General features: G+C 49.2%; 11 protein-coding genes and 7 pseudogenes. 10 read left to right on the top strand and 8 right to left on the bottom strand.

Going from position 1 to position 22,213, the window contains the following annotated elements; genetic code table 11:
* Positions 1–67: 67 nt before the first annotated feature.
* From MN084_RS07780 to MN084_RS07750, 6 genes and pseudogenes are all read right to left on the bottom strand, one after another.
* A pseudogene (locus MN084_RS07780) lies at positions 68–1,210 on the bottom strand (IS256 family transposase).
* A 274-nt stretch (positions 1,211–1,484) separates the two neighbouring features.
* Positions 1,485–2,391: pseudogene (locus tag MN084_RS19520) on the bottom strand (IS5 family transposase).
* Between the two features lie 143 nt (positions 2,392–2,534).
* On the bottom strand, positions 2,535–5,291 hold the full coding sequence (locus tag MN084_RS07765; RefSeq protein WP_241087364.1) for a cation-transporting P-type ATPase: 2,757 nt from the start codon (positions 5,289–5,291) through the stop codon (positions 2,535–2,537).
* Positions 5,292–5,709: 418 nt separating this feature from the next.
* Positions 5,710–6,441, bottom strand: a complete 732-nt coding sequence (locus tag MN084_RS07760; RefSeq protein WP_241087365.1) for a DUF3581 family protein — start codon at positions 6,439–6,441, stop codon at positions 5,710–5,712.
* Positions 6,442–6,472: 31 nt separating this feature from the next.
* Entirely contained in the window at positions 6,473–7,522 is a 1,050-nt protein-coding gene (locus MN084_RS07755; protein WP_445083916.1) for a transposase, read from the bottom strand.
* A 299-nt stretch (positions 7,523–7,821) separates the two neighbouring features.
* Positions 7,822–7,953 carry a transposase gene (locus MN084_RS07750; RefSeq protein WP_241087367.1) on the bottom strand — a complete coding sequence of 44 codons (132 nt, stop codon included), beginning with the start codon at positions 7,951–7,953 and terminating at the stop codon, positions 7,822–7,824.
* Positions 7,954–8,060: 107 nt separating this feature from the next.
* Between MN084_RS07750 and MN084_RS07745 the strand changes: the two are divergent.
* From MN084_RS07745 to ihfB, 7 genes and pseudogenes are all read left to right on the top strand, one after another.
* Positions 8,061–9,128: pseudogene (locus MN084_RS07745) on the top strand (IS3 family transposase).
* Positions 9,129–9,211: 83 nt separating this feature from the next.
* A pseudogene (locus tag MN084_RS07740) lies at positions 9,212–9,410 on the top strand (IS1595 family transposase); the annotation flags it as partial.
* Positions 9,411–9,470: 60 nt separating this feature from the next.
* Complete coding sequence (locus MN084_RS07735; protein ID WP_241087368.1) at positions 9,471–10,841, top strand: phosphomannomutase CpsG; 1,371 nt, start codon at positions 9,471–9,473, stop codon at positions 10,839–10,841.
* A 1,045-nt stretch (positions 10,842–11,886) separates the two neighbouring features.
* Entirely contained in the window at positions 11,887–13,218 is a 1,332-nt protein-coding gene (gene aroA / locus MN084_RS07730; RefSeq protein ID WP_241087369.1) for a 3-phosphoshikimate 1-carboxyvinyltransferase, read from the top strand.
* On the top strand, positions 13,215–13,883 hold the full coding sequence (gene cmk / locus MN084_RS07725; protein WP_241087370.1) for a (d)CMP kinase: 669 nt from the start codon (positions 13,215–13,217) through the stop codon (positions 13,881–13,883). Before aroA ends, cmk begins: the two co-directional genes overlap by 4 nt.
* Positions 13,884–13,988: 105 nt before the next feature.
* The gene (rpsA, locus tag MN084_RS07720; RefSeq protein ID WP_241087371.1) at positions 13,989–15,674 is read left to right on the top strand and encodes a 30S ribosomal protein S1; all 1,686 of its coding nucleotides are present in this window, start codon (positions 13,989–13,991) and stop codon (positions 15,672–15,674) included.
* Positions 15,675–15,753: 79 nt separating this feature from the next.
* On the top strand, positions 15,754–16,059 hold the full coding sequence (gene ihfB / locus MN084_RS07715; RefSeq protein WP_241087372.1) for an integration host factor subunit beta: 306 nt from the start codon (positions 15,754–15,756) through the stop codon (positions 16,057–16,059).
* A gap of 240 nt (positions 16,060–16,299) precedes the next feature.
* Here the strand turns inward: ihfB and MN084_RS07710 are convergent.
* Positions 16,300–16,641 (bottom strand): annotated as a pseudogene (locus tag MN084_RS07710) (transposase); the annotation flags it as partial.
* Positions 16,642–16,716: 75 nt separating this feature from the next.
* Between MN084_RS07710 and MN084_RS07705 the strand changes: the two are divergent.
* The 3 genes and pseudogenes from MN084_RS07705 to MN084_RS07695 all read left to right on the top strand — a co-directional run bounded on the left by MN084_RS07705 (position 16,717) and on the right by MN084_RS07695 (position 21,406).
* Positions 16,717–17,597 (top strand): annotated as a pseudogene (locus MN084_RS07705) (IS3 family transposase).
* Positions 17,593–18,690, top strand: a pseudogene (locus MN084_RS07700) (IS256 family transposase); the annotation flags it as partial. The pseudogenes MN084_RS07705 and MN084_RS07700, both read left to right, overlap by 5 nt.
* Before the next feature lie 190 nt (positions 18,691–18,880).
* Complete coding sequence (locus MN084_RS07695) at positions 18,881–21,406, top strand: glycogen/starch/alpha-glucan phosphorylase (protein WP_241087373.1); 2,526 nt, start codon at positions 18,881–18,883, stop codon at positions 21,404–21,406.
* A gap of 39 nt (positions 21,407–21,445) precedes the next feature.
* On the opposite strand, the gene MN084_RS07690 is transcribed toward MN084_RS07695, so the two are convergent.
* Complete coding sequence (locus tag MN084_RS07690) at positions 21,446–22,189, bottom strand: IS3 family transposase (RefSeq protein WP_330178530.1); 744 nt, start codon at positions 22,187–22,189, stop codon at positions 21,446–21,448.
* Between the last annotated feature and the right edge of the window lie 24 nt (positions 22,190–22,213).

Here is a 22,213-nt window from a genome sequence, read left to right as displayed (position 1 = left end):
ACAGGCTCGCTTTCGCTGATATCCTAGGTCTCGAGTTATAGTCAAATCTGGTGTTTAGCCAGTTGAATCAAGCGGCGACCTGATCGACTCCTGCTACCTCAACACCCTCTTTAAATTTGGTTCCGGTTATCACCTTCGCCAGATAATCGAAACCCCGTAATCGTCTCCACGTCTTCTCGGCACACCGGCCGAGTTTGAACATCATGTGTAGCATGCCGTCACGCGATAGACAGCCATCAGTTCCTCTCGGTCTTTGTGCAGACAGATGGCAGCCTTCGGATACTTTGGCTCATACGTTTTGATAAACAGATCAAAGGCCTTTTCCGCATCGGCCTGGGTCTCCGACTGCCAGATGTTATGCAGTGCCTGCTGCGCTTTCGGCTGAGCTGACCTTGGCAGGTAGTTCAGCATGTTCATGGTCTTGTGCATCCAGCAGCGCTGCTGGCGCGTCTCCGGATACACTTCCTCCAGCGCAGCCCGGAATCCCATGGCACCGTCACCGATCGCCAATTTTGGCGGGGTCAGTCCGCGTGACTTCAGTTTCAACAGTACCTCCCGCCAGCTGTGTGGATTCCTGCACACCATCTTCAATTGCCAGAAAATGCTTCTCACCACGCTCATTCATGCCGATCACCACCAGGGCACACAGCTTCGTCTGCTCTGCTCTCTGTCCGCTGTAGACACCGTCTGCCCACACATACACCCAATGGTCCTTATCCAGGCGCTCCTCGCACCCGCTCCGATATTCTTCTGCCCAGACCTGCTTCAGACGCGATACCCTGCCGGCCGACAAGCCTGTTGCATCCGGACCCACCAGCACTTTCAGGGCTTCACCCATCTCTCCACTGGAAATCCCCTTCAGGTAGAGCCACGCCAGCGCCGCTTCCAGTGACTTCGTCTTGCGTACATACGGCGGCACCAGAGCTGATCGGAACGTCACCGGCTCGCCGGTCTTCGCGCGAACTTTGGGGATCTTGACCGTGACTGGCCCCAATCCTGTCTGCAGTTTACGAGCTGGCAGGTGACCATTACGCACCACACCCGCCTTGCCATCCTCTGTCCGTCGCTCGACGTGCTCCGCCAACAGCTCCAGCAGCTCGGCCTTCACCGCCTGGTAGATCAACTGCTCTGCACCGCTTCTCAGCAACTCTGTCAGCGGATCGATAATCGTATCTCGACCTGCCAGCTTAACAACGTTATTCTTACTCATGGTGGCGTATCTTCAATGGTTGTTTTGATGTCTCGCAACAACAAATCAACCAGATACCCCGCTTTTTTTCAATTCCCTTCAAACACCACTTTCAGTTATAACTCGATCTTTATTCCACCCTGGTAATGGGGCACCAATGAAAATACCAATTAGGCTGTTACGTCATTACTTTCCTAAAGGGAACCTTTAAAAACTTGACAAAGTCTGATAGTCTCTGGCGAGTTTGGCGTTTTTACACTGATTTTTCTGGCAACATCCATATACATACCTCGCTTCATCCGACCAGCCACACCAATCGACGCATGTTGTACACCAAATTCATCATACCGATCTTCATGCCGGGCCTGACTTTCCCGATACTACGTACTGGTCGATTGGCCTGCTGGGCAAACACGTGCTCAACTCGAGCCCGAACTCTTGATCGTTTTCGGTTTGCTTCTTGCTCCCGTTTGTTCAAGGGGCGTTTGCGTGTCGACTTACGATGAATCTGACTACGGTAATGCACACCCGTTAAAGCGGCTTCTCGTTTTACACTGCGGTAAGCAGAATCGGCCCAGACACTGCCATTACTGTTGTTCTCACCCCGCAGTTCCTCGTCAACTTCTGCTGATGTGATGGCGTACTTGCGAATGACTTTGTGCTTCCGGTCTATGCCGATGTGGTTTTTGTACCCATAGTGGATTTTACCATGCTTCATGGTCCAGCGGGCTTCAACACCCTTCTGGCGGCGTTTGTTATCACCCCATGCCTCAGGGCTACCCCCGATTTTGATCTGCCTATTTTCGTCTCGCGTATATAGCGGCATCTACAATCTGCCCCTTGCAAACGCTGAAGCCTGCTGCATCAATCTGGATTAATAGCTCTGAAAAAAGTTTATCAACAAGGCCCCGTTCTTTCAGGCACTTACGATACACCCAAACCGTTTTGACATTGGGCACCTTATCCTCCGAGCTCAGCCCAAGAAAACGATAAAAGCTATAGCGATCCCGAATTTGAAACTCTGTTTGATCATCGTTCAGATTGAATAAATGCTGTAAGACCAACACCTTGAACATCAGTACCGCATCGCAAGGTGGACGCCCACTTTTACTGGGATCACTGTTTTTGCAGACTGATCCCAGCAACGCCAGAAAAGCCTCCCAGTCTAAGATCCTTTCCAGCTTTGGCAACGGGTGTCCCAGTTGCTCAAGGAGTTCAAGTCGATCTTGATGATCAAAAACTCGATTGCATGGCTTTTACCAATGGTTGGTTGAACTGGTCACTATTTAGAACAGTAAGAATTTGTTTCTCCCATAGCATCGGTGCTATGGGAGGCCGAAGTGCATTAGTGGCGGCCATTTCTCATAAACTTTCGGATCAGGCTTTTCTCTATCTCCACCAGGAATAGCACTGTCGATGCAACCAGGATGATACGGAGCCAGATCAGAGGCTCGATGAAACTGGTGCCAAACAGCATCTGCATGGGAGCCCAGTAGGTGAAGAGAAGTTGGAACAGTATCAGAATCGCGACCGCGATCAGAATATAACGATTTCCAAGCAGACCCTGGATATTGAGTACCGGGGCTGAAATATAACGGGAGTTAAAGAGATAAAAAATCTCAAACATCACCAAGGTGTTTACCGCCACGGTGCGTGCACGCTCTATGCTGGAGCCCTGTTCCATCTCCCAGAAAAACAGGCCGAAGCAGCCGGCCGTTATAATCAATGAGACAAATGCAATACGCCAAAGCAACAGGCGGCTCAGTATCGCTTCCCGGGGATTGCGGGGCGGCCGCTTCATTACGTCGTGCTCGGCCGGCTCAAAGGCCAGGGCCAAGGCCAGGGTGACCGCAGTGATCATGTTGACCCAGAGTATCTGTGCAGGTGTCAGAGGGAGCTCTTGAAAGCCTAACAGGATAGCGGTCATGATGACCAAGGCTTCACCACCATTGGTGGGAAGTATAAACAGGATGGCTTTTTTCAGATTGTCGTAGACGGTCCTTCCCTCCTCGACAGCGTAGGCGATAGAGGCGAAATTATCGTCGGCCAATACCATTTCAGAAGCCTCTTTCGCCGCTTCAGTACCCGCTTGTCCCATAGCAGTGCCTACATCCGCCCGTTTCAGCGCTGGTGCATCGTTGACCCCGTCTCCCGTCATTGCTACAACCGCGCCATGAGACTGAAGCAGATGTACCAGGCGAAGTTTGTGCTCTGGACTGACCCTTGCGTAAATATCGACTTTCCAGACCTGTGCCTGTAACTCATCTTCACTCATGGTATCGAGATGTTTACCCGTGAGAACATCCTCTCTATTTTTCAGGTTCAATTGCCAAGCTATGGCTTGGGCCGTGGTGGCGTGGTCTCCTGTAATCATCTTTACCCGAATGCCGGCCGCCTGACATTTTGCAATTGCGCTAATCGCCTCTTCCCGGGGAGGGTCAATTAAGCCAAGCAGCCCCAATAACACCATACCGCTTCCAACATCTGTGAAATCAAGTTCTGTCTGATGGCTTGCTGCCGGCTTGAACGCGACGGCAAGGACGCGTTGCCCTTTGGTTGCCAATGTCTCGGTCTGTTGCTCCCAATAGGCTGGATCAATGGGTTGGTTGCCATTGTCACTGCGCTGTTGCAAACACAGATCCAACACTTGCTCCGGTGCTCCCTTCAGAAAGATCCAGGCCTCACCGGTATGGCTGTGATGCAGTGTTGCCATGAAGCGGTGTTGGGCTTCAAACGGAATCAAATCAGTGCGTGGATAGCGTTTGCTCTCCTGTTCAGGCTCCATGTTTGCCTTGTGGCCGGCGACGAGCAGGGCACCTTCCATTGGATTGCCATGGACTTGCCAAAGGTCCCCTTGCCGTTCAAGTGTTGCATCATTACAGAGAATTGCGGCCCTGATCGTCTCCAGCAGGGAAGGGTAGTCGTCAGGTGAGATCTCTACCTGCTCCCGGAGAAAGGCACCATGAAAATCATAGCCTGTGCCTTCAATATGGAAGTGGTTGTCAGCGGTGATGATGCTGCGCAACGTCATCTCGTTACGAGTCAGTGTGCCGGTCTTGTCGGAGCAGATCACACCAACTGCTCCCAGTGTTTCGACTGCGGGAAGCCGGCGAATGATGGCGCGGCGCTGGGCCATACGCTGTACACCAATTGCGAGGGTGATCGTCATAATGGCGGGCAAGCCTTCCGGGATTGCAGCTACGGCCAGACCGACAACGGCGGTAAACATATCGGCGGCGGCGTATTGGCGAATCAATACACCAAAGGCAAAAGTGATTGTGGCAATGGCTAGAATGGCGGCGGTAAGCCAACGCCCGAACCGGGCTATCTGGCGTAACATTGGCGTGGTGATGACATCAACCCCGGAAACCAATGTGCTGATACAGCCAATTTCAGTTTGGCTTCCGGTGGTGACGACCACGCCTGTCCCCTGGCCATAGGTTACTAAGGTGCCTGAATAGGCCATGCTGAAACGGTCTCCGAGTACTGCATCAGCAGCAACAGGTTGGGTGTTTTTTTCAGTCGCTACTGACTCTCCGGTGAGCACTGACTCCTGGATTTGCAGGTTCTTGATCTTGAATAGCCTCAAATCAGCAGGCACGCGGTCACCTGACTGCAATGCAACAACATCACCCGGTACCAGTTCGGTGGCTGAAATGGTGATACGTTTTCCGTCCCGGTATGCCATCGCATGGGGTGAGAGCATCTGCCGTATTGCACGCAAGGCGTTTTCTGCCTTGCCTTCCTGAATGAAGCCAATCGCTGCATTGATCAGAACCACGCCAAATATCACGCTGGCATCTATCCAGTGTTTGAGCAGCATGGTTACAACGCCGGCACCGATCAAGACGTAAATCAGAACATTGTGAAATTGGGATAGAAAACGCAATAAAGGCCCACGTGGCCTAGCTTCAGGAAGTCTGTTCTCTCCATGTTTTCCAAGGCGCAGCTTTGCTTCTGACGCGGACAGGCCATGGGTGCTGGTTTCAAGGATTCGCAGTACGTCATCAGTGGCGGTGGCATACCAATGATCAGGCGATGCTTTAGCGCCATTTTGAAAGCTCTGATCCACTGTAGATGCTCTTGCAGTCTGTTTGGTCATGAATTAGCCCATGGGTTGTTAGTCAGCACCTGTTTAGCACAAATGTTGCGATCGCAGAGGGCAGGTTTCAGAGGTTGCTGGATCTCAAGCGAAAAGATGCTACCCTCCCACTGATTTTAGCTCGATTCTTGCAGTTTTATGTTTTTAAATCAGTTTATTTTCAGCCCGGCTGGAGGAGGGGGAAAGACATGCGGGCTATACCTTGATCTACCGATTAGCATATAATCTGGATTAATAAAAATGAATAACTTATTGATTTTCTTTGCTTTAACTCTGATTTCTTTGATTTTACTCTATGCTGCCATGGCATCCTTGGTTAATCAGGGGCTCAGTGCTTCTGGTGCGGCCTTCGTGTTGATATTGGTGGCGTCGGGGGGGTAGGTTTACTTTGGATTCTGCGTAAGTAAAGGGAATTTGATTAATCAATCAACCCACTGTTGCTCCAGCCAAAATACTCCTGCTTATGCGCGTTGTAGCCATCCACCATTTTATTCACCAGACCTTGATCAAAATCGCGCAGACCACGCAAAGTCATACGCTTATGGCCGGTTCCGACAATCTCTCCTCCGGTTTTAACGGAGAAGTTGAGTTGGGCACTCCCTTTTTTCCCATTGAGTTCAAGACTTGAACCGGTAAACTCCAGTGTTGGATTCGATATATCCAGGCGGTTCAGGTCAATGGCCATGCTTTGGTAGATTACCATCGGGCGGGCAGGATTTATCATGATGCGGTTGTCAGACATCAGTGGGACAAGAATATTTGGAAATGCATGACCGGAAAACTCAACATAGCTGCGTGTCAGGTCAGTTATTAGCTGACCCTCTTTTGAAATGTCGCCTTCACGCCGGATATCCACATATTTTTTATCATTATCATCAGTAATGGCGAATGCATCAGGAGCTGTTTCAGGTAAATTTAGCGCAATGCCATCTCTAACCATTCCGGTAAAGGTGAAACGCATCCGCTGGCTCAGTCCACATTTTGCCAATGCAATGGCAAACAGCAGATCGCCTGGCACGCAGAAGAGTTTTGCATCCAGATCATGTAACGGGTTGAAATCGTCGGCAACTTCCTTGGCAAACCCACTTCCCTGCTGGCGGGTGAACTGAATTTTTGTACCAACTTCAGAATAGTATTTATCTAAGAACATCACTACTGTCCGCTTAAGTTATCGAATAAATTCAACTGATTACTCTATCGCACTCTTCGCTTTTGTAATCGCAATTTGCAGGTATTTGTTCCAAAGGCATTTTTTCGAAAAGTGTAAGACTCGAAATCTGTAAAATTGTGTAGAGGCAGGTGCTGATATTGAGTAGCTTCTTGGTGGTAGCAACCAGAACGCACACAGAGATGGCAATCCATATCTGAGTTTTCACCGCATTCTCGGAAGTACCGAAGAATGACTTGATGCGCCGGTGCTGTTTTATCCATTTGAAAAACAATTTGACCTGCCAGTGATAACGATACAAGTCGGCAACAGTCTGGGCTGGTATGACAAAGTTGTTGGTCAGAAAGATGAATGTCTTTTCTGTGTTCTTGTCGCAATATTTGATATGGCGTAAAGGTTGCAGGTCATCCTTGGCGGTTGCTACGCTGGTCTGATTGCCCTTCAGGCTAGTCGAGTAGCAACGTTGGCACAGAATAGAGTATGGGATTTGGCGCGGATAACGGAGAAAGCGCCTGCAATGTGCAGGGTGAAAAGCCGTTGGAAATCTGCATAACCTCAATCCATAGAAGGCCCTGGTTCCGGATAGAAGAATGTCGAGTGCATAAACGGTGTTGTCGAGTTCCAGATCGAGATCTTCTTTTGCATAAAGCGTTCTGGCGACTCGGATCAAGGTTTGCGCGAAGTCGGCATAGATGCACCAATTGCGTTGCTCGCTGGCATCGGAAAGTATACTGTGTACGATCCAGGGGCGGATGTCCATGTGATAAAGCTTCGCAGACAGGCTTCGATATCTCGTAGGCTTTCCCGATAGGTCAGTTGTGCGAATACCATCCTGAGATTGGCTGAAACAACGAAATCGTTTTACATACCGCTCGCCTCGGTAGCGTTGCGAGCAACGTTGGAATATATGCATTGGAAGATGGTCGGTCACCTGGAAAAAACAAGCTGACACGTGTACATGCTTGGCTCCAAAAAAATCGAAGCGCACAGCATCGCCAGAATAGTTTGTCCTGTTCAAGTCTGTAACACCCATAAAATGCCTGATTTTATATGAGAACATCATGGTTAGAATCGATGCACAGCATTTTTACCGTTCTTTACCGGAAAGTAGTGTAAAAACATATATTTTTTAGCCGCAGTCTCAGTTGCGGCTATCTTAACAAGAGAGCATATAAAATGGGAAGTTATCGAATATTTTTATCGGGTTGTTCTTCAAACTGAGAGTCCATTGATCTGTTTTACTGCGATTATTGGTCGGCCCAGTTTACTACTATAATTTTATGGCTTTATGCGGCTAAAATAATGGCTCTTCCCCTAATCGAGAGGGTCGGTATCGCCCAACCACTCCCTCAGGATAAAGATTCAGCCCTCCAAGATTGCATTGGTAAACCGCTCCTTGTTGCGGAAACCTCTGCTACGCACCTTGATCATCTTGATTCGGCTGCTGGGACCTCCTGCCGGACCATTACTTACTTCCAAAACAACAGCGTTCAATATTTCTCACAGATGATCCTTGATTGGCTCCAGGCGGTAATCCCCCCGGGAAGTAGCTGATGCCAAAAGTAGAATTTTCTCGCAATATGAACGCAGGAGATTCTGGCATGAAAATATCGAGATACAGAGACAGCCAAATAATGGCGATATTCGAAAGCAGGCGGGGACTGGTAGCCCTGTGCCTGAGCTGTGCCGTGAATACGACATGAGCAGTGCGACATTTTACAAATGGCGCAGTAAGTATGGATGCATCCATGATGTCTCGTTTAAAAGAGCTTGAAGCCAAAAACCGGCAACTCAAGAAAATGTATGCCGAAGAACGCATCAAATCTGAGCTGCGCAAGGAGGCTCTTGAAAAAAAGTGGTAAGGCCTCGGCAGTGACGTAATCTGGCACAACAAGCGGTGTTGGACAAGGCAGTGAGTATTCGGTTGTCCTGTGAGACCTGGGGTATCAGCGAAAGCTGTTACCGTTATCAAGCTAAACTCAGCAATGAAAATGCTGAGATAGCCGACAGGTTATTGCGACTCACGCACAATCAACGCAACTTTGGCTTTGGCTTTGGCTTATGTTTTATGTAGTTACGCAATGTGAAAGGCTTTGGTTGGAATCACAAGCGGGTTTATCGTATCTATAGAGAACTGGAATTAAACCTACGGATCAAGCCCGGGAAGCGACTTCAACGGAAAAAGCCACAGCCGTTGGCTGTGCCATCCACCATTAATGAAACTTGGTCAATGGATTTTATGCACGACCAATTAGGTGATGGGCGAAGTTACAGGCTGTTCAATATTATTGATGACTGCAACCGCGAAGGCTTAGCGATCGAAGTAGATTTATCCTTGCCCGCGGAACGAGTAGTCTGCACCTTGGATCGGTTGATTGCGTGGCGAGGCAAGCCTCGCCAAATACGCTGTGACAATGGGCCGGAATACATCAGCGGTATGTTAGCAAAATGGTCTGCCGACAATGATGTGGAGTTGTTGTTTATACAACCCGGGAATTCACAACAAAATGCCTACATCGAACGCTACAGCCGAACAGTAAGGTATGACTGGTTAAACCATTACCTCTTTGGAATCGATTGCTGAAGTACAAGACTATGCCACAAAGTGGCTATGGACATATAATCATCAAAGGCCGAATATGGCGCTGGGTGGTTACACACCGAAATAACGACTTGCGCAGATTGCGCATTAACCTCTGCTTTTAACTTCGGTTAATAATAGGGGGATTACCCTATAGTGCAGATGTCCCAGGAATTTAAGCACTATCGAATAAACCACAGCAAGCTATTCGCAAACAAGCCTAACCATATTAACGGAACAGAGAATTTTTGGAACCAAGAAAAGTGACATATGCGTAGAGTTTAACGGTGTATCAATAGACTCTTTTCATCCCTTTTGTAAGGTGTGTGAATGGCGATTTAACAAAAGTGATCCAATTAAAGTCAGTTAAAACAACTGAATTAATAGGTTAAAGGTAAAGTTAGCTGATTAACTAGGACAGCTCCAAAAAATGAATAAAATAGCTTGTTTCAAAGCCTATGATATCCGTGGCCAACTCGGTGCAGAGCTGAATGAAGATATCGCTTATCGTATAGGCCGGGCCTATGCTGCCGCTGTCAAACCGGTCTCTGTGGTTGTCGGCGGTGATATGCGCCTGTCGACTGAATCACTCAAGCAGGCACTCACAAATGGTCTTCAGGAGTCAGGTGTCAATGTCTTGGATATCGGCCTCTGTGGCACAGAAGAGGTCTATTTTGCCACTATTCACCTGGAAACGGGTGGTGGCATAGTGGTCACAGCCAGCCACAATCCTGAAAATTACAATGGTATGAAACTGGTCTGTAAGGGAGCAAGACCCATCAGTAGTGGTACCGGGCTGAATAAAATTGAGCGCCTAGTGCGAGAGAACGATTTTGCAGCTGTCGATCCGAGCAAATATGGACGCTATGAAGAGATATCGGTACTGGATGCCTATGTCGACCATTTGATGGGGTATATCCAGGCGGCAGCGATCAAGCCACTGAAGCTAGTCGTCAATGCCGGAAACGGCGTGGCAGGCCATATCATCGATGCAATCGAACAACGATTCCAGGCGGCTCAGGTGCCGGTGGAATTTATCAAACTTCACCATCAGCCGGATGGCAGTTTTCCCAATGGTATCCCCAACCCCCTTCTGGAAGAGAACCGCCAGGACACTATTGATGCTGTACTGAAACACTCAGCCGATATGGGGATCGCCTGGGATGGTGATTTTGACCGCTGCTTCCTGTTTGATGAACAGGGCCGGTTCATCGAAGGCTACTACATAGTGGGCCTGCTTGCTGAAGCCTTCCTCAGCAATTACCCGGGAAGCAAAATTATTCATGACCCACGTTTGACCTGGAACACCATTGATATAGTGACAAAAAGCGGGGGGGTACCCGTGTTAAGCAAAGCAGGCCACTCTTTTATCAAAGAGCGCATGCGGGAAGAAGACGCCGTCTACGGTGGTGAAATGAGCGCCCATCACTATTTCCGGGACTTTTACTACTGCGATAGCGGCATGATTCCCTGGCTTTTGGTGGCAGAGTTGCTTTGCCAAAGAAGTCAGTCACTGTCCGCACTGGTTGATGACCAGATAGCCTGTTATCCCTCCTCTGGCGAGATCAACAGCAAACTGGCTGATCCTCAAGCCGCCATTCAGCGAGTGACTGATCATTTCCAGAGCAGTGCATTGGAAATTGACCGTACCGATGGCATCAGCTTGGAGTTTGAGTCGTGGCGCTTCAACCTCCGCTGCTCCAACACTGAGCCCGTCGTTCGCCTGAATGTGGAGTCCAAGGGTGATTTGAACCTAATGCAGGGCAAAACCGAGGAGATTCTCTCCATTCTACGCGCTTGATTCAGAGTGACTCTTATAAAGAAAAGCTAAATAGTTGCTCCTGAATTATTTTAGTTACATGATAAAGATGAATTAATAAGCTGTTTATGATGAAATTTCTTGCAAGAAGAGCCTCCTTCATCGTCAAAATGTTGCAAATGTGAAACCATAAAGCCCGGATAATAGTGCTGATTTATTCCGCTCGCAACTTCCTCAGATCTTAAACCTCTCGCGCCCATTGGTGCGGTTATCCGAGAAAATGAACGGGGAAAACTTGAAGTTGACATTGATGTCATTTACAGTGGGAGGATCAGACCAGTCCCCCGCTACCCACTCGCTTTGCTGGCGAACCTGCATTATCTCACAGTACATCTTCAATGAGAGCGTTGTGAAACGTTGGATTGAAAACCCATATTGGCTGTACTTTTGTGGATTTTAATACCCGCAACACGAACTCCCCTTACACTTCTCCAGCCTGGTTCGCTGGCGCAACCGAATCGGTAGTAAACTTGACGCGCTGTTGAAACAAACCATCGAGCTAGCGCTGAATACTAAAGCAATGAGCTTGCGTGAGTTAGAGCACGTCAATGTGGACACCACCGTTCAAGAGAACGACTGTCACTTTTCCAACAGATGCAAGGCTCTACCATAAAATGCGTGACCTATTGGTGTCTGCAGTTCAAAAGAGAGGCATCAAATGACGTCAGAGTTATGTCAAGGCAGGAAAGAACGCCTTGATCATGCAAGGACGATATTCTCATGCTCAGCAGATGAAGCGTTCGGCGAGGCAGACTAGAAAACTTAAAACGTACTTGGGCCGAGTGATGAGAGACATTGGGCGTAAGACACTGTATAGAGATGGTGAACTCACGGCGTTACCTGCACGTTGGCGACCGAAACACCGAGTTGAATCACGTAATCGCTGAAACTCAAGACTCTCTCCGCCGTGCGGGCGTACTGAGAAGCAACCAGTAATGGATCTAACTTGTTGTTTCTCCTTGTCAAACAGGCTCTTAACGGCTAAGATTTGCATCCCTGAATCCCTATCGTTATCCCGGAGCCTGTTTTGAGTTCAGTTGGTAATCTCGTCTTTCATCTCCGCCCTGGAGGAAGACTCATCGGAAAGCTGCGTGTTCCCGGTGATAAATCTATTTCCCACCGTTCCATTATGTTGGGCTCTCTGGCTGAGGGAACAACCAGGATCAGCGGTTTTCTTGAAGGCGATGACAGTCTGGCCACGCTAAAGGCGTTTCAGCAGATGGGCGTGGAGATAGAAGGGCCTGATCAGGGAGAGGTGGTTATCCAAGGTGTAGGAATGAGTGGACTGAAGCAGCCTGAAGCGGTTCTCGACCTTGGAAATTCCGGTACCTCGATGCGCCTGCTCTCCGGACTGCTTGCTGGTCAGGGGCTGAATATCACGCTTGCCGGTGATGTCTCTCTCTCCAGTCGTCCGATGAGTCGCGTTACCGATCCTCTGTCGAAAATGGGGGCAGAGATAACGATGGGAGAAAACGGAACAGCACCGCTTGCCATCAGTGATGCCGGCAGTTTAAAAGGGATTGATTATCAGATGCCGATCGCCAGTGCCCAGGTGAAGTCATGTCTGTTGCTGGCGGGTCTCTATGCTGATGGTGAAACCTGTGTGGTCGAACCGGCACCCACCCGTGACCATACTGAGCGGATACTCGCTGGATTTGGTTATCCGGTGAGACGGACGGGGAGTAAAATCTGTATTACAGGTGGTGGACGGCTTACCGCTTGCGATATCGACGTACCTGCAGATATCTCATCTTCCGCTTTTTTTCTGGTGGGTGCAGCGGTTGCCGATGGATCGGATCTCACTCTTGAGCATGTCGGCATCAATTCCACTCGTGATGGCGTGATCAATATACTGCGTCTGATGGGGGCTAATATCGAAGTGATGAACCGACGGGATGTGGGTGGCGAGCCGGTGGCTGATCTGCAGGTTCGGTCAGCCACCTTGAAAGGAATCCGGATACCGGAAGATCAGGTTCACCTAGCTATTGACGAGTTCCCGGCCATTTTCATCGCTGCTGCCTGCGCAGAGGGTGAGACCGTGCTGACCGGAGCTGAGGAGTTGAGGGTTAAAGAGAGCGACCGGATTCAGGTCATGGCGGATGGATTATCAGCGATTGGGGTTGATGCAACTGCTACACAGGATGGGATTATCATTCAGGGTGGAATAATTAAGGGTGGTCGTGTCGATAGTCATGGTGACCACCGGATCGCCATGGCTTTCTCCATGGCGGCTCTAAAGTCAGAAAATGAGATTGTGATTGACGATTGCGCCAATGTGAATACCTCTTTTCCGGGTTTTGTTGCACTGGCGGCTGGTGCTGGGCTGATGATCAACGAAAACAGAGAAGGTGAGCGATGATCCCTGTTATTACCATCGATGGCCCCAGCGGTTCTGGCAAGGGGACGATTGCTGAGCGAGTGGCAAAACGTTTGGGTTGGCACTGTCTGGACAGTGGGGCGCTCTATCGTTTGCTTGTAATTTTGGCTGATCGTGCCGGTATCAGCAGTGATCAGGTCGATAAATTAACTAAATTGGCTAGAAACATGAAAGTGGAATTTCGCCAGAGAGCAGTCTTCCTTGATGGTGAAGAGGTCACCCTCGCTATCCGTAGTGAATCTTCGGGCAATGCAGCATCGAAAGTGGCTGCCGTTCCGGAAGTAAGAAGTGCTTTGCTGGAGTGGCAGCGGGACTATGCGCGTGCCCCTGGATTGGTGGCAGACGGGAGGGATATGGGGTCAGTGGTATTCCCGGACGCAGGGGTTAAAATATACCTCACGGCCAGTGCCGGGGAACGTGCATGGCGTCGCTATAACCAGTTGAAAGAAAAAGGATTAAATGCTAGTCTCGGCGATCTTGCTGCGGAAATCAATGAACGTGATGAGCGGGATCGTAATCGCGGTACAGCTCCACTGATGGCGCCGGAAGGGGCGCTGGAGGTGGAATCAACGGCACTATCGATAGACGAAGTGCTTGAACAGGTGATGGAAAGGGTGCGTAGCGCTTATCCTGATCTTGTGATTTAAGGGGGCCCAATTATTGGGCCATTTTGTTTTTTTAACTTAACCAGCCACCGGTATGATTTTTCCAAGCCGGTGATGATCGGCGTAGCCGATTCAGGGTATTTTCACATGACCGAAAGCTTTGCAGAACTATTTGAAGAGAGTATTGCCAAAACCCAACTGCGCTCCGGCGCTATTGTCATTGGTACCGTCCTTGAGATCACTAACGATTCAGTAATCGTAAATGCTGGTCTCAAATCTGAAGGCGTTATACCAAAAAGCCAGTTTATGAGCTTCGACGGCGAAGTCGAAGTTGTTGTTGGCGATCAGGTTGAAGTTGCACTGGATGCTGTGGAAGACGGCTTTGGATCCACCCGCCTGTCGCGAGAAAAGGCCAAGCGTCACCACGCCTGGAAAGTTTTGGAAACAGCTTTCGAAGCTGAAGAGGCCGTAACGGGTCGTATTAATGGTAAAGTCAAAGGCGGCTTCACCGTCGAACTTGGTGAAATCCGTGCGTTCCTGCCGGGCTCGCTGGTTGACGTGCGCCCTGTCCGTGATACTACCTATCTGGAAGGCAAGGACCTGGAATTCAAGGTCATCAAGCTGGACCAGCGCCGCAACAATGTTGTCGTCTCCCGCCGTGCCGTGGTTGAGACAGAGTACAGTGCAGAGCGCGAAGCTTTGTTGGAAAGTCTGCAGGAAGGAATCACCATCAAGGGTATCGTCAAGAACCTGACCGACTACGGTGCATTTGTTGACTTGGGCGGTATCGACGGTCTGTTGCACATAACCGATATGGCCTGGAAGCGGGTCAAGCACCCTTCTGAAGTGGTTGAGATCGGTGATGAAATCAGTGTCAAAGTACTCAAGTTCGATCGTGAGAAACAGCGTGTGTCTCTTGGCCTGAAACAGATGGGCGATGATCCTTGGGTGAACCTGTCACGTCGTTACCCTGAGAATACCCGCCTGTTTGGTAAGGTTACAAATCTTGCTGACTACGGCTGCTTCGTTGAGATCGAAGAGGGTGTCGAAGGTCTGGTTCATGTATCCGAAATGGATTGGACCAACAAGAATATCCACCCCTCCAAGCTGGTAGAGCTGGGCCAGGAAGTGGAAGTGATGGTTCTCGATATTGACGAAGAGCGCCGTCGAATCTCTCTAGGAATGAAACAGTGCCGTGCAAATCCATGGGATGACTTCGCCTCTAACTTTAATAAGGGCGATCACGTCAGCGGTAAAATTAAATCCATTACCGATTTCGGTATCTTCATTGGACTGGATGGTGGTATCGACGGATTGGTCCATCTCTCCGATATCTCTTGGGATGAGAATGGCGAAGAGGCTGTTCGTGACTTCAAAAAGGGTCAGGAGCTGGAGACAGTTGTTCTCTCTGTTGATCCTGAGCGTGAGCGTATCTCCCTGGGTCTTAAGCAGCTCGATAAAGATCCTTTCTCTTCCTATCTTGCCACTAATAGCAAAGGCAGTGTGGTTAAGGGCATTATCAAAGAGGTTGATGCAAAAGGTGCTGTTATCACTCTGACCGAAGGTATTGAAGGTTATCTCCGGGTATCTGAGATATCCCGTGACCGTATTGAAGATGCACGTACAGCACTGAAAGAGGGGGATGAGGTCGAAGCCAAGTTTATGGGCGTTGATCGTAAGAACCGCAGTATCATGCTCTCTATGAAAGCGAAGGATTATGCTGAAGAGCAGGCGGCTATCAAGTCTTACTCCAGTGGTTCAGCCAGTAGTAGTTCTTCCGGGACCCTTGGTGATCTGCTCAAGGCCCAGATGGACAGTAATTCAGAAGAGTAATTTAGACCCTTCGTATTTTTAGACTGAGACCAGCCGGGGCTCTTATGAGCTCCGGCTATGAAATGAGGATAATAAAAGAATGACAAAATCTGAACTCATTGATGTCATCGCGAAAGAACAGAGCCATCTTGCGTACCGTGATATTGAACTTGCGGTCAAGTGTATGTTGGAACAGATGAGCCAGACTCTCTCGTCGGGTGAAAGAATAGAGATACGCGGTTTTGGCAGCTTTTCTTTGCACTATCGTCCACCACGTCAGGGACGCAATCCCAAGACGGGGTCATCTGTCGTACTGTCAGGAAAGCATGTGCCTCATTTCAAACCGGGGAAAGAGTTGCGTGATCGGGTCAATTCAGCCAATAGACCAGAGTTGGATATCAGCTGATAGTATTATCTCGTCAGGTTATTATTCCTGATTCAGTCGTATTGTAATGTAATGTGAAAACCCGAAGGGACCAGCACCCTTCGGGTTTCTTTGTTAAGCCGTAAATACCCAGTTTTATACTGTTTTTGAACGGATATGGCTAATCTCCCATCAGGTATTGATAGAAGTTTAATGCACACCTCGTTCATTGAGAGACTGTTCAAAATATTGTGTCAACGTAAAAGCACTCAATCCATACCATCACAGATCAAGTCTACCTTCGAAGAAGATAGCCAGTTGAGACAAGGTCAGGTTCCAGTTGCGAATGGGCATCGTCCATTTCTTACTGGCATTCTGAATGCCAAGGTATAATAATTTGAGCAGGCTGTTGTCATTCGGAAAACCGTCCTTGGTTTTTATCAATTTCTGGAATTGTCGATGCACTGCTTCAATAGAATTAGTCGTATAAATAACTCGACGAATGTCCTCGGGATAACGAAAACAGACGGATAAGTTATCCCACTTCTTGCGCCATGATTGAATCACGATGGGGTATTTATCGCCCCAGGCTTTCTCAAGATCATCGAGGGCTGATTCAGCTGCCGCGGTAATCCCCCCGGGAAGTAGCTGACGCCAAAAGTAGAATTTTCTCGTAAATATGAACGCAGGAGATTCTGCATGAAGACATCAAGATTCAAGGACAGCCAGATCATTGCTATTCTCGAGCAGGCTGAGACTGTCACACCAGTTTCCGATCTGTGCCGGGAGCATGGCATGAGCAGTGCCACCTTCTACAAGTGGCGCGCCAAATACGGCGGCATGGACGCCTCTCTCATGAAGCGTATGAAGGAACTCGAGGATGAGAACCGGCGACTCAAGAAGATGTACGCCGAGACCAAATTAGAGGCGGAGATCGTCAAGGAGGCCCTGGCAAAAAAGTGGTAAGGCCATCTCGTCGCAAGGAGATGGCCAAGATCGCAGCTATGCAGGATGGCGTGTCGGTACGCCTGGCTTGTCGTGCATTCTGTATCAGCGAGACCTGCTATCGCTATCAGGCCAAGCATTCGAGCGACAACGCACTGATTGCAGATTGGTTACTCCGATTGACGATGACCAATCGAACCTGGGGTTTCGGGTTGTGCTATTTGTACCTTCGCAATGTGAAGGGTTACCCCTACAATCATAAACGTGTATACCGCATATACAGGGAGTTTGAGCTGAACTTGCGGATCAAGCCCAAACGTCGATTGAAGCGCGACGTGCCGGATGCGCTAGCTGTACCTCGTCAAATTAACATCATGTGGTCGATGGATTTTATGCATGACAGCTTGGCCGATGGCCGTAGCTTCAGGACGTTCAATGTCATCGACGACTACAATTGGAGTGGGCAGAGAAACAATGGATTAAGTTACACTATATCCAGCCCGGCAACCCGCAACAGAACGCGTACGTGGAGCGTTTTAACAGAACAGTTCGACATGAATGGCTGAACCAGCATCTCTTTGAGTCGATCGAGTATGCCCAGCAACACCGCCACTCAATGGTTGTGGCGCTACTGAAGAAGATCTCAACGAGTTTCGGCCAATGCTGACCAAAATCACGGTCGATGCAGCACTCTAACGTTGAACTGGGTGATCATCCAGGCTTTGCCAAACATGAACAGTCCGAAGCGAGTAATAGCCGCAACGGCACTACTGGCAAGACCTTGCAAACGGAGGATGGCCAGTTTGAACAGGATACTCCACGAGATAGAGCGGGCAGCTTTAAACCCCGACTGGTTAAAAAGCACCAGCGTCGATTTACCTCAATGGATGACAAGATCCTCTTCTTGTATGCTCAGGGTATGACGACCCGCGAAATCGTCACGACATTCAAGGAAATGTACGGAGCCGATGTCTCCGCCACACTCATATCCAAAGTTACTGATGTGGTTATCGAGCAGGTTGTCGAATGGCAATCTCGCCCCCTGGATGCGATTCAGCCTGTTGTTTATCTGGACAGCATTGTCATTAAAATCCGGCAATACAAGAAAATGATCAACAAAGCAATTTACCCCGCTTTGGGCGTCAACCTGGAAGGCCACAAGGAATTTCGGGGCTCTGGCTGAACCTGCTGACAGAGCTTCAGAATCGCGGTGTGGAGGATATTTTGATTGCCTGTGTCGATGGCTTAAAGGGCTTTCCTGATGCAATCAACACGGCTTTTCCGAATGTCCAGCTGTGTATTGTGCATATGCTACGGAACTCGATGAAGTAGGTGCCCTGGAAAGACTACAAGCCTGTGGCGGTTGATTTGAAAAAGAGTTACCAGTCCATCACCGGGAAAGAAGTCTTACTGGCGCAGGATAAATTCTCTGACCGATGGGACAACAAATACCCCCGGATCAGCCGCTCCTGGAGTGCCCATTGGCAGAATCTCAACACGCTGTTCAACTACCCGGAGGACAGACGAAAAGTGATTTACACGAATAACGCCATTCGCAAAGCGATCAAAAAGCGGAAGTTATTTCCAGCCGATGACTCGGCGAAGAAGGTAATCCACCTGGCAATTCAGGCCGCATCGAAAAAGTGGACAATGCCGACCCGTCATTGGAAACTAGCACTGAATAGATTTATGATTGAGTTCGAAGAACGCTTAGCGGAATATATTTAATCCGGGCAGTTACACAGAAAACTTTACAGGCTCGCTCGATTAAGGGAAGAGTCTTCATTATTCTTCGAAATCAAAATATTTTTTGTGACTTCTAATAACTCTATGCGGTGGAGGACACCTCCATACCTTCAGGTAAATATCCACATGTTGTTGATGAGAAGCTACCTACTCTGACAATCAGTGGTCCAAAATGCGACATAATGACGATGCCCCTTTCGCCTCTTTTCTGCACAGCAGGCCAAACCAAAAACTAACTGACATACCTGTATTGGGTATGAGTTCAACTCAGGTGGGGAAGAGTTTCAAACACTACTTTAACAACACCTTGGGCAGGGACCGAAATTGCGATAAGGTTCACTACCCCTATGTTGCATTGGCGATGGCCATTCGTGACCGGCTGATGGAACGCTGGAAAAGCACCCAGATGGCCTATGATAATGCCGACTGCAAGCGCACCAGTTATCTTTCGATGGAGTTCCTCATGGGGCGGGCATTGAGCAACAGTCTGCTCAATCTGGGGATTACCGACGCAACGACCAAAGGGCTTTATGATTTGGGCATTCTATGGGAAGAATTGGCTGAGAATGAGCCGGATGCCGGATTGGGAAATGGTGGTCTGGGGCGGCTTGCGGCTTGTTTTATGGACAGTTGTGCGACGTTGCAACTACCGGTGAAGGGGTTTGGCATCCGTTACGAGTACGGCATGTTCCGGCAGACAATTGTCGATGGCAATCAGATGGAAGAGCCTGACCACTGGTTGCGTGATGGTTATCCCTGGGAACTGGAACGCCCCGAGTACACCCAGAGAGTGCAGTTTGGAGGCCACACCGAGTATCGTCGCGGCAGTGATGGATCGTTTAAAGTGTTTTGGGTAGATACCCATGATGTCTTGGCTGTTCCTTACGATACCCCGATTCCGGGGTATAGAAACGGCACGGTGAATACTTTACGGTTGTGGAAATCCGCCGCTACCGACGAGTTTGACCTTGGAGAGTTCAATGCCGGCAGTTACGCCGAATCGGTGGGTGCTAAAAATGCGGCAGAGAACATCACAATGGTCCTCTATCCCAATGATAGCAGTGAAAATGGAAAAGAACTCCGTCTTCGCCAGCAGTACTTTCTGGCCTCTGCCAGCTTAAAAGATGTGATCAGAGACTGGTGTGACCGCAGCGGACAACTGTTTGATGGCTTCGCAGCTTCCAACTGCTTTCAACTCAATGACACTCACCCGACAATTGCGGTGGCAGAATTGATGCGGTTGCTGATGGATGAGTATGGGCTGGGCTGGGACAAAGCCTGGGAAATCACCCAATCCACCATGGCTTACACTAACCACACATTATTACCAGAGGCACTTGAAAAGTGGCCGGTAAGGCTGTTTCAACAGTTGCTGCCGCGGCTGCTTGAAATTATTTATGAAATCAATGCCCGTTTTTTACGCCAGATCTCCTGCTACTGGCCGGGTGATAATGATCGATTGCGTCGAATGTCCATAATAGAAGAGGGTGGCGAGCCTCAGATACGCATGGCCTATCTCGCTTTGGTAGGCAGCTTCTCTGTAAATGGTGTGGCACAACTTCATTCTAATCTGCTTAAAGAGGGCCTGTTTAGGGACTTTTATGAACTCTGGCCGGAGAAATTCAATAACAAAACCAACGGTGCTACTCAAAGGCGCTGGCTAGCCAGTTGCAATCCCGGATTGCGGGGGGTGATCAATAAAACCATTGGTGAAGGATGGATCTCGGATCTTGAGCAACTCCGCCAGTTGGCGCCCTATGCGGAGGATGCGAAATTCAGGAAAATCTGGCGCAAGGTCAAGCAAGAGAACAAGCAAAAGCTGGCCCAACTGGTTAAACAGGACTGTGGGATCAAATTTGATGCCAATGCAATGTTCGATGTCCAGGTAAAACGTATCCACGAATATAAGCGCCAGTTGCTCAATATTCTCCACGTCGTCCATCTCTACGCCCGAATCAAAGCTGGGGACACAGCCGAGTGGATACCCCGTTGTGTGTTAATTGGCGGTAAAGCGGCACCTGGTTATGCCATGGCAAAGCTGATCATAAAACTGATCAATAATGTTGCCGATGTGGTCAACAATGACCCCGATGTTGGAGAATTGCTCAAAGTGGCATTTCTGCCCAATTACCGGGTTTCTGCCATGGAGGTGATCTGCCCGGGTACCGACTTGTCAGAACAGATCTCAACTGCCGGCAAGGAGGCATCAGGCACCGGTAATATGAAGTTCATGATGAATGGTGCTCTTACCATCGGAACACTGGATGGCGCCAATATTGAGATTCGAGAAGAGGTGGGTGATGACCATTTCTTCCTGTTTGGCATGACGGCAGAAGAGGTGATGGATAGGCGGACCTATTATAATCCTGAGGCGGTGATAAAGGGTGATCCGGATCTGAGACAGGTGATGAATCTGCTGGAGAAAGGGCATTTCAATCAGTTCTTCCCGAGATTATTCGATTCGATTACCCAGTCGATCAGAAACCCTCACGATCCTTGGATGGTCGCTGCAGATTTCACCTCCTATATCGCGGCCCAGAACAAGGCAGCGAAGGCTTATCGTGATGTAGAGAGTTGGACAAGAAGCAGTATTCTGAATACCGCAATGAGCGGTAAATTCTCAACCGACCGTACTATGCGGGAATACAATGAAGATATCTGGCACCTTGAGCCCGTAGTGCCATTGCCGTTGGGATAGAAGTATTGAAATGCCCCCATTCTATGGCCACTTGGCGTGTTAGGTTCTCCGCATTTCACGTAATCCAAAATACGCCATCTCTGGCGTGACGTAGTGTTGTGAACTGTGGGGTCGCCGCTCATTATATCGGCAACGCCACTGTTCAATAACAACTCTGGCTTCGGTCAGGCTACCAAATATCTCTGCATTTAAACACTCCTTGCGGAAAATGCCGTTGAAGCTTTCATTGCTGCCATTTTGCCAGGGTTTTCCCGGTTCAATATTGGCTAGCTTAATATCATCCTTTTCCAGTTCCTCGCGCAGTACGAAGGCCAACAGCTCGGCTCCGTTGTCGCTGCGAATGGCTCGGGGAATTCCGTAGCGAATGATTAATTCACGTAGCACCGCTTTCACGTGTTGACTCTGTAGGTATCGACCAGTTTTGATTGCCACACAATAACCGGTTGCTTCGCTCTTGACCGTCAAGCACCGCAGAGGCTCTGCGTCATGATAGCGGTCATGTACGAAATCCCATGCCCACACATCATTCCGTCGTAGCGCCAATCCCTCCAGTTTTACCCCAGTGCGAATCTTCCGTCGAGGGCGATAAGGCGGCAAACACAGGCCATTAAGCCGCCAGAGTCGATATACGCGTTTGTTGTTTACCTGCCAACCTCTGAGCCGCAGATAGGCACCTGATAAACGATAACACCAACTGGGATCCTCCCGCGCCACTACGCGCAACGCGGCCGACAGATGCCGGTCACGATGTTCTCGTTTTGAATATAGTGGGGTCCTAGGGATTTTCCCTCGTAAACGGACATAAAC

The organism is Candidatus Vondammii sp. HM_W22 (assembly GCF_022530855.2).
Classification (GTDB): domain Bacteria; phylum Pseudomonadota; class Gammaproteobacteria; order Chromatiales; family Chromatiaceae; genus Vondammii.
Note: the sequence above shows the minus strand (reverse complement) of the source record. Positions and strands in the feature narration are given on the sequence as shown.

Excerpts from the sequence above, each read along its gene's own strand:
- MN084_RS07765 (WP_241087364.1), bottom strand. The coding sequence starts at position 5,291 with ATGACCAAACAGACTGCAAGAGCATCTACAGTGGATCAGAGCTTTCAA.
- MN084_RS07760 (WP_241087365.1), bottom strand. The coding sequence starts at position 6,441 with ATGTTCTTAGATAAATACTATTCTGAAGTTGGTACAAAAATTCAGTTC.
- MN084_RS07755 (WP_445083916.1), bottom strand. The coding sequence starts at position 7,522 with ATGATGTTCTCATATAAAATCAGGCATTTTATGGGTGTTACAGACTTG.
- MN084_RS07735 (WP_241087368.1), top strand. The coding sequence starts at position 9,471 with ATGAATAAAATAGCTTGTTTCAAAGCCTATGATATCCGTGGCCAACTC.
- cmk (WP_241087370.1), top strand. The coding sequence starts at position 13,215 with ATGATCCCTGTTATTACCATCGATGGCCCCAGCGGTTCTGGCAAGGGG.
- rpsA (WP_241087371.1), top strand. The coding sequence starts at position 13,989 with ATGACCGAAAGCTTTGCAGAACTATTTGAAGAGAGTATTGCCAAAACC.
- ihfB (WP_241087372.1), top strand. The coding sequence starts at position 15,754 with ATGACAAAATCTGAACTCATTGATGTCATCGCGAAAGAACAGAGCCAT.
- MN084_RS07695 (WP_241087373.1), top strand. The coding sequence starts at position 18,881 with ATGCGACATAATGACGATGCCCCTTTCGCCTCTTTTCTGCACAGCAGG.